Annotated in this window: 9 protein-coding genes; 8 read left to right on the plus strand and 1 reads right to left on the minus strand. The window is 63.4% G+C overall.

What is annotated here, in order from left to right; genetic code table 11:
• The first annotated feature begins 40 nt into the window (after nt 1-40).
• The 8 genes from rlmD (at nt 41) to SADO_RS12670 (ending at nt 8354) form a co-directional block, all read left to right on the plus strand.
• Entirely contained in the window at nt 41-1375 is a 1335-nt protein-coding gene (gene rlmD, locus SADO_RS12635) for a 23S rRNA (uracil(1939)-C(5))-methyltransferase RlmD (RefSeq protein WP_353111934.1), read from the plus strand.
• The gene (locus SADO_RS12640; protein WP_353111936.1) at nt 1375-1848 is read left to right on the plus strand and encodes a CYTH domain-containing protein; all 474 of its coding nucleotides are present in this window, start codon (nt 1375-1377) and stop codon (nt 1846-1848) included. Before rlmD ends, SADO_RS12640 begins: the two co-directional genes overlap by 1 nt.
• Entirely contained in the window at nt 1848-2339 is a 492-nt protein-coding gene (locus tag SADO_RS12645) for a L,D-transpeptidase family protein (protein ID WP_353111938.1), read from the plus strand. The genes SADO_RS12640 and SADO_RS12645 overlap by 1 nt, the downstream gene beginning before the upstream one ends.
• On the plus strand, nt 2332-3405 hold the full coding sequence (gene nagZ, locus SADO_RS12650; protein WP_353111940.1) for a beta-N-acetylhexosaminidase: 1074 nt from the start codon (nt 2332-2334) through the stop codon (nt 3403-3405). The genes SADO_RS12645 and nagZ overlap by 8 nt, the downstream gene beginning before the upstream one ends.
• 3 nt (nt 3406-3408) lie before the next feature.
• Complete coding sequence (locus SADO_RS12655) at nt 3409-4659, plus strand: mechanosensitive ion channel family protein (RefSeq protein ID WP_353111942.1); 1251 nt, start codon at nt 3409-3411, stop codon at nt 4657-4659.
• A complete protein-coding gene (locus SADO_RS12660; protein WP_353111944.1) occupies nt 4656-5240 on the plus strand; it encodes a hypoxanthine-guanine phosphoribosyltransferase in 585 nt (194 codons plus the stop codon). The genes SADO_RS12655 and SADO_RS12660 overlap by 4 nt, the downstream gene beginning before the upstream one ends.
• Before the next feature lie 90 nt (nt 5241-5330).
• A complete protein-coding gene (locus SADO_RS12665) occupies nt 5331-6092 on the plus strand; it encodes an S-methyl-5'-thioinosine phosphorylase (protein ID WP_353111946.1) in 762 nt (253 codons plus the stop codon).
• 495 nt (nt 6093-6587) lie between these two features.
• The gene (locus SADO_RS12670) at nt 6588-8354 is read left to right on the plus strand and encodes a hypothetical protein (protein WP_353111948.1); all 1767 of its coding nucleotides are present in this window, start codon (nt 6588-6590) and stop codon (nt 8352-8354) included.
• A gap of 258 nt (nt 8355-8612) precedes the next feature.
• Here the strand turns inward: SADO_RS12670 and mfd are convergent, their stop codons facing one another.
• Nucleotides 8613-12110: a transcription-repair coupling factor gene (gene mfd / locus SADO_RS12675; protein WP_353111950.1), complete on the minus strand. Its 3498-nt coding sequence runs from the start codon at nt 12108-12110 to the stop codon at nt 8613-8615.
• Between the last annotated feature and the right edge of the window lie 32 nt (nt 12111-12142).

A 12142-nucleotide genomic window follows, 5' to 3' on the forward strand; every position in this document is an offset into this window, starting at 1 on the left:
CCTTGATGATTCCAGACCGCCAGATACGGATGCGACGCGCATGAGTCGGCGCCAGCGCCGGCGCAAGCCGGCCGAACGAGGGGTGATCGAGATACAGGACCTCGCCAGCAATGCGCGCGGCGTCGGTCATGTCGACGGCAAGGCCGTCTTCGTGGCCGATACGCTGCCCGGCGAGCAGGCCCTGTATCGGCCGACCAAACGGAAGAAGAACTACGAGGAAGCCAGCCTCGAGACGCTGTTCTCGGCCTCCGAGAAGCGGGTCACGCCGCGCTGTGCGCATTTCGGCCTCTGTGGTGGCTGTGCGCTTCAGCACGCGGGCGAGAACGCCCAGCTCGAGTTCAAGCAGCAGCAGCTCCTGGATGCGCTCGAACGCGTGGGCAAGGTGATGCCGGATTCGGTGCTCGACCCGCTGGTCGACGCGCGCTGGGGTTACCGTCGGCGCGCGCGCCTGGGCGCGAAATACGTGCCGAAGAAGGGCGGCACGCTGGTGGGTTTTCGTGAGCGCGGCGCACCGTTCATTGCGCTGCTGCAGCGCTGCGAAGTGCTGGTCGAATCGGTCGGCAGCCGGCTGACCGATCTGGCGACGCTCATCGACGGGCTGTCGATCCGCGAGCGCCTGCCTCAGATCGAGGTCGCCGCGGCAGACAATGCCGTCGCGCTCGTCTTCCGCGTGCTGGACGAACCCACCGAGGCGGATCGCGAACGGCTGCGTGCGTTTGGCAGGGAGTTCGGTTTCTCGATCTATCTTCAGCCCGGTAACGAAGACACGATCGCGCCACTGGATGCCGATGCGCCGGCGCTTTACTACGATCTGCCGGCCTACGACGCGCGGCTGTATTTCCAGCCCAACGATTTCGTCCAGATCCATGCCGGCATCAATGCCCGCATGATCGACCAGGCCCTGGAACTGCTCGACGTACACGAAAATCACAGCGTGCTGGAACTGTTTTCCGGGCTGGGCAACTTCTCGATCCCGCTGGCCCGCAAGGCGGCGCGCGTGGTTACGGTCGAGGGCGAGACATCGCTGGTCGAGCGGGCACGGGAAAACGCGCGTATCAACGGCGCGGACAATATCGAGGCGCATGTCGCCAATCTGTTCGAGCCATCCGCGGATGCGCCGTGGATGAACAGGAAGGTCGATCGCGTGCTTATCGATCCGCCGCGTTCCGGTGCAGCGGAGATGCTGGAGGCGATTGCGGCGACTGGCGCCGAACGGATCGTCTACTGTTCCTGTCATCCGGCCACGCTAGCGCGCGATGCCGGGGAACTGGTGCATCAGCACGGCTACCGATTGACCCATGCCGGCGTGATGGACATGTTCCCGCACACGGCACACGTTGAATCCATGGCCGTATTCACCCGAGAAAGCGCGTAATGGCTACCGAGATCGAGCACAAGTTTCTGGTCGTCGGCGACGAATGGCGCGATGCAGCGCACGCCCGTCAGGATTTCGAGCAGGGCTATCTCTGCGGCGACGGCCCGGCGTCGGTGCGCGTGCGTATCGAAGGCAGTCGCGCGAACATCAACGTGAAGGCCGCCGTGGTGGGCAGCGTGCGCGCCGAGTACGAATACCCCGTGCCGCTCGAGGATGCGCGTGAAATGCTGGCGACACTGTGCGTAGCGCCGCCTGTGATCAAGACGCGTCACTGGGTAGCGTACGCCGGACATACTTGGGAAATCGACGAGTTCGCAGGCGAAAACGCGCCGTTGATCATAGCCGAGATCGAGGTGGACAGCGTCGACGAGACGTTCGAGCGGCCGGCCTGGCTCGGCGAAGAGGTGACCCACGATCGTCGCTACTACAATCATGCGTTGGCCTTCAGCCCGTATGCACGGTGGACGTCCTGATGTCTGCAACGCCTCGCATCGAGATCGACCTGTCCCAGCAGACGTTGACCCTGTTCGACGCTGACGGCGACGAAATCAAGCAGTACCTCGTATCGACCGCCACGAAAGGCGGCGGTGAGTTCGAGGGCAGCCATCAGACGCCGCGTGGTAGCCATCGCATTCGCGCCAAGATCGGCGCCGGCGCCGCGCCGGGCACGGTGTTCAAGGGCCGGCGCCCCAACGGCGAGGTGTATTCCCTGGAACTGGCCGAGGCGTCGCCGCGCCGCGACTGGATTCTGTCGCGCATTCTGTGGCTGTGCGGTGAGGAAGTCGGTCGCAACCGGCTCGGCGGTGTCGATACCATGCGCCGCTTCATTTATATCCACGGCGCGGCGGATACGGCGGTCATGGGCAAGCCGGGCTCGATCGGCTGTGTTCGCATGACCAACAGTGACGTGATCGATCTGTTCGATCGGGTGCCCGTGGGCACGAAGGTTGAAATCAATGAGTGAGGGCAGTCATCGCAGCGGGCCCCGTCCGGGCCCGCTGATTGCGGATATTGAAGGCACTGCGCTGACCGCCGAGGATGAGCGCATCCTGGCGCATCCGGCAGTGGGCGGCGCCATTATCTTCACACGCAACTATCGTGACCCGGTGCAGCTGGCCGAGCTGACGGCCGCCATGCGCAATGTCCGCCCGAACCTGCTGATCACGGCAGACCAAGAAGGCGGACGGGTGCAGCGTTTTCGTGACGGCTTTACCCGTGTCGTGCCCATGAAGGCGATTGGCGCGCTGGCCGCCCGGGATCAGGATGCCGGGCTGCATGCCGCACGCGAGATCGGCTGGTTGCTGGCCGTCGAGCTTGGCCGGGCGGGCGTGGACATGCCGCTCGCGCCGGTGGTCGATCTGGATTACGGCGCGTCCACCGTCATCGGCGATCGCGCATTTGCGGCGCAGCCCGGTCGGGTCGGCGCGCTCGCGCAGGCTTTTGGCGAAGGGCTGCACGCCGGCGGCAGCGCTGTGACTGCCAAGCATTTTCCCGGCCACGGTTACGTCGTGGCCGATTCCCATGCCGAGTTGCCGATCGACGAACGCGATCGTGCCGGGCTCGCCGACGACATGGCGCCCTACGCGACGCTCATCAAGACCGGTCTGGATTCGCTGATGATGGCGCATGTGCGCTATCCCGAAGTGGACGATCTGCCGGCCAGCCTGTCGCGGCACTGGATCGAAGACATCCTGCGCGGCGAGTACGGTTTCGACGGCTGCGTGTTCTGCGATGATCTGAGCATGGGCGGCGCAGCCGTCATCGGCGGGTATCGCGAACGCGCGCGCCTGGCGCAGGAAGCCGGCTGTGATTACCTGCCGGTCTGCAATGACCGCGAAGGCCTGCTCGAGCTGCTCGACGACGTGCCATACGACGATGAAGCCGCCTGCGCGCGGCGTGAGACGCTGCATGCGCGGTGTGGCCCCGCCGAAGGGATCGACGCGACCCTCAAGCTCGAGGACAACGCGCGCTGGCAGGCTGCCTGTGCACTCAACGCGCAGCTGGCGCAGGAATACGAGAACGGGCTTTAGGCGATGTTCGACTGGGGGTGGTTGCAGGAGCTGATCGCGGAATACCAGAGCCTGCGCGAGCAGTGGGGCCTGGCCGTGGATATCTTCTGCGTCGTGTTCGCCACGGGGCTGCTCGACCTGATCACGCGCGGCCTGCTGGCGTGGTTCGGCCGCCGGGTGCGCGCCAGCCACAACATCTGGGACGACGCGCTCTATTACAGCGTCAACGGCCCACTACAGGGCGTGATCTGGGTGGTCGGGTTATCGGTCGCGATCCGCATGGCGCGACCCGATGAAGGGCTGGAATGGCTGAGTTACCTGCCCAAGGTGCGCGGCGTGATTCTGGTCGGGTTGCTGACCTGGTTCCTGTTCCGGCTGATCCGCTCGGCTGGCGCCAACATGCTTGCGCGCGCGGCGGGCCGCGACAATGCCATCGACCCGACCACGGCCGACGCCATCGGCAAGCTGCTGCGTATCTCGGCTGTTGTCACGGCCGGGCTGATCATCATGCAGGTGTTCGGCGTCTCGCTGTCGGCGCTGGTGGCGTTTTCGGGTGTGGGCGGTATCGCATTGGGTTTCGCGGCCAAGGATGTGCTCGCGAATATCTTTGGCGGCTTGACGATTTATCTGAATCGGCCGTTTTCTGTCGGTGACTGGATTCGCTCGCCGGATCGCGAGATCGAGGGCGTGGTCGAAGCGATTGGCTGGCGCGCGACCACCGTACGGCGTTTCGATATGCGGCCGTTGTATGTGCCCAACGCGGTTTTCTCGAACGTGTCGCTGGAGAACCCGTCACGGATGACGCATCGGCGGATCATGGAAACCGTCGCACTACGCTACGATGACGCGGCCTCGATTCCGGATATCGTCGACGAAGTGCGGCGAATGCTCGATGAAGACGAGGCGATCGATAGCGATCAAGTCATCCTCACCTATCTGGACAGCCTCGGCGACAGCGCCATCAACCTGCTGGTGTACTGCTACACGCGCACGACAGACTGGGCCGAGTATCTGGCCGTCAAGCAAAGTGTGCTCCAGCGCGTGCAGGACGTCGTGCGCGATCACGGCGCGGCCATCGCGTACCCGACCACGACCATGCATATACCGGATGAACTGGTCGTTTCGCAGGCGCGGCGCAGCGACGGCGACGAAGAACAGGAAGAAATCGACACCGAGAAGGTACAATCCGAGCGCGACAAGGCCATGGCGCGCGAACGCACGCGTGCGCAATCAACCCGGGGCCCGGATAGCCCCACCGAAGAAGGCGAAGCATGAGCGGTTTTGACCAAGAACGATACGACGAAGCCTGCGCCATCCGCGCAAGCGCCGATTGCCTGATCGACGAGGCTGAGCTGAGCGCCTGCTATGACCGCATGGCCGAGAAGATCACGGCCGAGTTGTCGGGCAAGGCCCCGATCATCATGTGCGTCATGTTCGGCGGCCTGCACCCCACGGCGGAGATCACCAAGCGCCTGGATTTCCCTTTCGAACTGGATTATCTCCACGCCACGCGTTATCGCGGCGAGACCAGCGGCGGGGAACTCGTATGGAAGGTCAGCCCGGGCCTGCGTCTCGATGATCGCCACGTGCTGATCATCGACGACATCCTCGACGAAGGACATACGCTGGAAGCGATCATCAACGCCATCGAGGCCCAGGGCGCGGAGTCGGTTACGACCGCCATGCTGCTCAAGAAAGATCACGATCGCTGCGCGCCCGGCGTGCATGCCGATATCGTCGGTGCCGATATCGAGGACCGCTACGTCTTCGGCGCAGGCATGGATTACAAGGGCTATTTCCGCCAGCTGCCGGCCGTCTACGCGGTTGACGGAGATCAGCACCCGAAGCACGCCTGAGGCAGCAAACGGCTCGCCGGATTGCGCGCCAGCGCATGTCCGGCGGGATCGTGTGTGCCCGATTCCCCAGACCGACCGCTTGAAGCGCTCATGACTGCAACGAACGCCCCCATCGGCATTATCGGCGGCACCGCGCTGGCCGATCTGGCCGAACTTGAGTCTGCCGAGATCCGCGACGATATCGTTACGCCCTGGGGAGCGCCCTCAGGACCGCTGGCGCGTGGTCATCTCGCGGGTCGACCCGTCTGCTTCGTGATGCGCCATGGCCCGGGCCATAAGCTCGCCCCGCATCGCATCAACTACCGAGCCAATATCCGCGCACTTGCCGATGCCGGCTGTCGTCAGGTGATCGCGATCGCCGCGGTCGGGGGCATCACAGACGTCATGCGTGCCGGCCGGATCGTCATTCCGGACCAGATCATCGACTACAGCTGGGGCCGGGCACACAGCTTTTACGACGATGCAGAAGGCGGTCTGCTCGACCATATCGACTTCACCACCCCCTACGACGCACGGCTGTCCGACGCGCTGGCACGTAGCGCCACCGAGCTCGGCCTGGATCCGGCGGTAGGTGGCGTACACGGCGTCACCCAGGGCCCGCGCCTCGAAACCGCCGCCGAAATCGACCGCATGGCCCGCGACGGCTGCGACATCGTCGGCATGACCGGCATGCCCGAAGCTGCACTCGCCCGCGAAGCCGGGCTGGACTATGCCTGTTGCGCGGTCGTGGTCAACAAGGCCGCCGGTCGCAGCGGTGGGGCGGCCATCCATGCCGAAATCGAAGCCACGCTCGCCCAAGGCATGGCTGATATCGAACGCCTGCTGGTCGCGGTGCTGCCGGCGCTCACCTAGCGCCTTGGCAGCAGGCTTGTCGTATGCCAAGCCGCAAAGCGGCCCAAATCGATGCCGCGAACATCCTCGATCGAATCCGAAACACGACGCTATAAACGATTTATCGCTAGTCAGCCGAGCCGGACCCGCTCACCTCTTTAAGCGCCCAAGTGTGGCCCATGACGGGCGCTCGCCACGATTGGGGCGCGTGAGATAGCTCTTCCATCTGCGAATAGGGGGCTAACGATCCTGAGCCGCCGTTGAGCAAAGCCACCCGGAAGCGACCATTGATTTGCTGCCCGTTGCTTTGACTAGGCCGTCCCAAGCAAACCTGTGCTGCAAGCCACTTCCAGGAGAAATCAGTGTTCAGAATATCCCGCACGGCCCAGTTTATCTCGTAGGTTTCGTGGGATACAGCGGCATAAGGAAGCTGCAGCGGTACACGGCGCGGCCTGAACAGGCATATTGGTCGCCGACCGAGATGGAGCGACACCTCTGACCCTAAGTGACCACAAAATGAACAGAGACTGGGTTCTTCAAACACGCGAGACGCGCCGATCCTTTGCGAACGCGACATGGGTGCCGCTGCGCGCATCACAAGATGCTGAGCAGGGCAAAGCTCGGGTTACTCAAGTTGGCTATGTCAGCGAGGTCTTCGGCTGCGGATCGGTCGCATTCCCTCCGCAACACCGAGAAGTCGCACAGAAACTAAGCTGGAGCGATATCGGCATCGGCCACAGCGCGCGATCGTACGCATATGAGGATGGCTACTACTCGCCGGTAGATCAGTACCAGTACAACGACAAAGAGCCGATCGGAGTTGAGCTGGTATTCGTGCATGACCAGCCTGTTGTCGGAGGCACAAAGTGGGTACTGAATCCAGACCTTATCATCGCGCTCCGCCTAGTTAAGGAAGGCAACAACTGGGTGAGGCCGGAGGAAGACTTCGTTGTCGTCGCTCGCGAGGTTTTTGACGACGATGGCAAGCATCGGCTTATCGAGATCAAACGAGAGTTTCTGATCGACTATCTTGCCGCCAGAGGTCTTGCGCTACGTCTCTCCTACTATCGGCAACGTGTTGAGAATGTAGCTTCGCTTGAAGGCACTGAGTACGAAGGGCTGGAGAACCATCAGAACGATCGAGATGGCGGTCGCTTTGAACTCCTCACTCGAAGCCTCAATGACGTCTATGGCGGAAGTTGGGCGTCGTTCCGCGTCTGGAGAACTGATGTCGATGAGGAAGAGGACGCTCCCGTGCTGGGACCGGAGAGAGACGACAACACAGAATCCGAGCAGTCGGGAGGCGTCCGATCCGGGCCCGACGGAGTCCGCGTTGAAGGTGAGTTCTGGAAAGATGAGTGGATTGATCACCGAGGCCTGAGCGTGCGGGTTCGCGGCGACATCGATCAATCTTTACCGCACTTCATCATTGAGACAGATGGAACAAGGGCGGCATCCTCAGCGCTCGACTCTGAAGATATTGGTCGCTGGCTATGGTTTCGCACAAGCGTGGTGACCGACCTACTCGGCCGACGTGGCTTTTCCCTCAAGTGGTATACCGCAGAGACTGGTGCCATTGGGTCTACCTCTGGCTACGCCACGCATTTCGGTATCAATTCCGCTGACTTGCTAACTGTCTACGCCTACGATATCGCACGGCTCGCGGCGTGGGAGCAGCATATCTGGGCAGCACACAACGTTGCACCCGATGGAAAAGTCTCAGGAGAACTGCTATCTGCGCAAGTTAAGACGCAACCGGCGTCTACACATGCCGTGGAAGATTTGCTCTTTGTGAGCATGCGAATGCTCGAACAGGGCTTCCGCGACAAGTTTAGGGTTGAGTTGTTCAGCCACAGTATCGACGACGAGTCAGCTATGCAGCAGGTATCCCGCTTTCACAGCAAGGACCAAGCCTCATTGCTGCGTCTCGCGAAGGAGATCATCCGAGTCTTTTCGGATCGCCTTAACGTTCGAGAGCTCCGTAAACTCTCGACTCACCAGGAGAAGGACAAGCTTGGCTCCAACAAACTCCTTCAGGACGTACTAGCCAAGCAAGTCGGGGAGGAAAAAGCGCGAACGGTACTTGGTCCCGTGGTCGGCGCTTATGAGATGAGAGTCGGCGATGCGCACCCGACTGGATCGAAGATTGGGGAGGCCCTGAAGCTTGCCGGGATCGACGAGAGTTTCTCGTACCTGCGCCAGGGCGAGCAACTTATCCGCAACGTCGGGCACGCCGTGTGGTGGATCGGCAAGCTACTCTTCGAGAAGAACGCGAGTTCGTGAGAGCGTCGCAGATGCCGTATAACAGGTCGATGGACTCGGACACGTTGCGGCAAGGCGCTGCTCATCTTCACGTTGAACGTCCGCTTTCATTTGCGGTGACCAGCTGCTTCTGGCCGATAGCCGACGCCCGCACTATTCATAGAAACGGGGCGATCAGCGGAATGCGACTAAACAGTTATTTGTCTTAGTCGGCGTTGGTGCGTGTGCGGTTGAGGGTGGCGCATTACCGTGCTTAGGCATTCGTGTTGAACGCCGTGCCTAAAGGCGATCCAGCGCGGCTTCCGACTCGTTGCGTGCAGGCGGCGCGCCCAGTTTCTCAAGCAGTGTCTGGATACGCTCGACGCGTGTTTCCACATCCGGCATGTCGGTGAAGAACACCAGGCGGGCGTCACCCTCCAAGCGGTAGGATTTGGCGTCGGCCTGAACAAGGGCGATCAGGCGCGCGGGGTCGACACGGCTGTTGCGGGCGAAGTTGATACGGCCGACGTCCGGGCCGGCTTCGATCTTGGCGATCGCCAGCGGGCTGGCCATGAGTTTGAGGCTGGTGGCCGAGAACAGCGTTTCGGTCGCTTCGGGCAGCAGGCCGAAACGATCGATCAGCTCGACCTTGAGTGCACGCAGGGCGCCGTGATCCTTCGCTGCGCTGATGCGCTTGTAGAGCACAAGCCGCATATGCACATCTGGGATGTATTCCTCGGGCAGCAGAGCGGTCGCGCCCAGCTCGACTTCGGTTGCCGACATCAATTCGTCGGCATCGGCTTCGGGGACTTCGCCACGCTTGAATGCGCCCACGGCGCGATCGAGCATCTGGCGATAGAGATCGAAGCCGATTTCCTGGATCTGGCCGGATTGGCCTTCGCCAAGCAGCTCGCCGGCGCCGCGAATCTCCAAGTCATGTGTCGCCAGTGCAAAACCGGCGCCGAGATCGCCAAGCGAGGCGAGCGCGTCCAGCCGCTTCTGCGCGTCGGGCGTCATCAGCGACTGCTCCGGCGTCAGCAGATAGGCATAGGCGCGATGATGGGAACGCCCGACGCGACCGCGCAGCTGATGCAGCTGGGCGAGGCCGAAGGTATCGGCACGATCGATGATGATGGTGTTCGCGCTCGGCACGTCGATACCCGACTCCACGATAGTAGTGCACAGTAGAATATCGAAGCGCCGATGATAGAAATCGAGCATCGCCGCCTCGAGCTCGCGCTCGTGCATCTGCCCGTGCGCGACGCGAATGCGCGCTTCCGGCAGGATCGCGGCGAGATCGCGCGCCTTGCGCTCGATGTCCTTGACCTTGTTGTGCAGGTAATAGACCTGGCCGCCGCGGCGCATCTCGCGGCGCACGGCTTCCTGGATCAGCGCGGTGTCCTGGCGTGACACGAAGGTCTGGATCGCCAGGCGCGATTCAGGCGGGGTGGCGATGATCGACAGATCACGCAGGCCGGACAGGCTCATGTTCAGCGTGCGCGGAATCGGCGTCGCGGTGAGCGTGAGCAGGTCGACCTGCGCGCGCAGGCTCTTGATGCGCTCCTTGTGGCGCACGCCGAAGCGGTGCTCCTCGTCCACGATCAGCACGCCCAGCTTCTTGAAGCGGATATCCTTCTGCAGCAGCCGGTGGGTGCCGATGACGATATCCAGCTTGCCGTTGGTCATGTCCTCCAACAGCTCGTCGCGCTGCTTGCCGGTACGCAGGCGCGACAGGGCCGCGACCTTGACCGGCCAGTCGGCAAATCGATCGGCGAAGTTCTGGTAATGCTGCTGGGCGAGCAGGGTGGTCGGTACCAACACGCAGACTTGATAACCGGCCGAGATCGCGGCAAACGCCGCGCGCAGGGCGACCTCGGTCTTGCCGAAGCCGACGTCGCCACAGACGACGCGGTCCATCGGTGTTTCGCGCTCGAGATCGGCGAGTACTTCGTCGATGGCACGCTGCTGGTCGGGCGTTTCCTCGAAAGGAAAGCCGGCGGCGAAGCGGGCGTAGTCGTCCGCATCGGGCACCATCGACACGCCCTGACGCGCGGCGCGCTTGGCCTGGATTTCCAACAGTTCGGCGGCGACGTCGCGCGCGCGCTTGGCGGCTTTCTTGCGCGCCTTGGCCCAGCGGTCGTTGCCGAGCCGGTGCAACGGCGCGGTTTCCGCGTCGGCGCCGGTAAAGCGATGCACCAGATGCAGCGAGGCGACCGGCACATAGAGCAGGTCGCCGCCGGCATATTCGATGGTGACGAATTCGTTCTCGACCCCGCCGGCGGACAGCTTCTGCAGGCCCTTGTAGCGACCCACGCCGTTGTCCTGATGCACGACCGGCGCGCCGGGCGCGAGATCGGTCAGCTCGCGGATCGCGGTTTCCGGATCGCGCTGCACACGTCGGCGTTTCTTGGCCGGCGGGCGACTGCCGGTGAGCTGGCTCTCCGCGATGATGGCAATCGCGTCGCCGCCCAGAATCGCGCCGGCTTCGAGCGGCGCGCTCGTGACTGCGATGTGCTTGTTGTAGTCGACGAAATCCGACCAGCCTTCGGCCCGCGCGGGCGACAGGCCCAGCGAGGTCAGCCAGTCGCGCAGCGCTTCGCGGCGGCCGGCGGAATCGCCGGTGATCAGGATGCGGCCGTCGAACTCGTCGAAGAAGGCACGCAGGGCACGGCCGGTGGCAACGATGTCCGCGCCGGTCAGTGCCGGCACGGGAGAGACGTCGAAGACCACGCCGTCGTCGCTCGCGTCGTCGACCATACGCGCGGCCGTGATCCCGTCGAGCCCGCTACGCAGGCGCGCCGGCGTGACGAAGGCCTCGTCGGGCGCGAGCAGCGGGCGTTCCGGATCGACCGATCGTTGTTCGTAGCGCGATTCGATCGATTGCCAGGCGGTATCGACGGCGGCGTCTACATCGCCGAGTTCGATCACCGCGCTTTCAGCGGGCAGGTAGTCGAACAGTGAGGCGGTGTCGTCGAAGAACAGGTTCAGATAGGACTCGATGCCGCCCGGCGGAATGCCGCGCGAGACATCGCGATAGATCATGCTCGCGCCCGGATCACCTTCGAAGCGCTGGCGGTAGCGCGAACGGAACGCCTTGATGGCGTCCTCGTCGAGCGGGAATTCACGCGCCGGCAGCAGGCGGATCTGGTCGAGCTTGTCGGTCGAGCGTTGGGTGTCGGGGTCGAAGGCCCGGATGGTGTCGATCTCGTCGTCGAACAGATCGAGCCGATAGGGCGTCTCGGTGCCCATCGGGTAGAGATCCATCACCGCGCCGCGGATGGCGTATTCGCCGTGGGTGCGCACTTCCGAGACCGCGGCATAGCCAGCGGCTTCCAGGCGTTCGCGCAGCGCGTGAAAGTCCAGCGTGTCGCCGGCCTTGAAGACCATCGCGCGGGCGTCGACGAACGTGGTCGGCGGCAGCGGCTGCAGTAGCGTATCGGCCGCGATGATGAGAATGCCGCGGCGCATGCCGGGCAGGGCATGCAGCAGCGCCAGACGCTCCGAGACGATATCCGCATGGGGCGAGAAGACGTCGTAAGGCAGCGTTTCCCAGTCCGGGAAATGTCTAACCCCCAGGTCCTGTGCCGTGAAGAAGCGCAGTTCTTCTTCGAGCCGATAGGCGCGGTGCTCGTCGGCGACGACGGCTACGGTCAGTCCGGCGTTGTCCTGCGCGGCACGCGCGAGTGCCAGGGCAGCCGCACAGCCGTGCAGGCCGTGCCAGCGGTCGTGGGCACCGGGGCGCAGTGCTGGCGGGTTCAGCGCGCGCACGGTCGCGGTATTTTCGGAGAGACTGGTCATCGCAAGGGCGCGGATTATTGCACAACGGCCGG

The sequence above is a fragment of the Salinisphaera dokdonensis CL-ES53 genome (assembly GCF_040361215.1).
Classification (GTDB): domain Bacteria; phylum Pseudomonadota; class Gammaproteobacteria; order Nevskiales; family Salinisphaeraceae; genus Salinisphaera; species Salinisphaera dokdonensis.

Bases quoted from the DNA above. Each gene is read 5' to 3' on its own strand.
- rlmD (WP_353111934.1), top strand. From the start codon at position 41: ATGAGTCGGCGCCAGCGCCGGCGCAAGCCGGCCGAACGAGGGGTGATC.
- SADO_RS12640 (WP_353111936.1), top strand. From the start codon at position 1,375: ATGGCTACCGAGATCGAGCACAAGTTTCTGGTCGTCGGCGACGAATGG.
- SADO_RS12645 (WP_353111938.1), top strand. From the start codon at position 1,848: ATGTCTGCAACGCCTCGCATCGAGATCGACCTGTCCCAGCAGACGTTG.
- nagZ (WP_353111940.1), top strand. From the start codon at position 2,332: ATGAGTGAGGGCAGTCATCGCAGCGGGCCCCGTCCGGGCCCGCTGATT.
- SADO_RS12655 (WP_353111942.1), top strand. From the start codon at position 3,409: ATGTTCGACTGGGGGTGGTTGCAGGAGCTGATCGCGGAATACCAGAGC.
- SADO_RS12660 (WP_353111944.1), top strand. From the start codon at position 4,656: ATGAGCGGTTTTGACCAAGAACGATACGACGAAGCCTGCGCCATCCGC.
- SADO_RS12665 (WP_353111946.1), top strand. From the start codon at position 5,331: ATGACTGCAACGAACGCCCCCATCGGCATTATCGGCGGCACCGCGCTG.
- SADO_RS12670 (WP_353111948.1), top strand. From the start codon at position 6,588: ATGAACAGAGACTGGGTTCTTCAAACACGCGAGACGCGCCGATCCTTT.
- mfd (WP_353111950.1), bottom strand. From the start codon at position 12,110: ATGACCAGTCTCTCCGAAAATACCGCGACCGTGCGCGCGCTGAACCCG.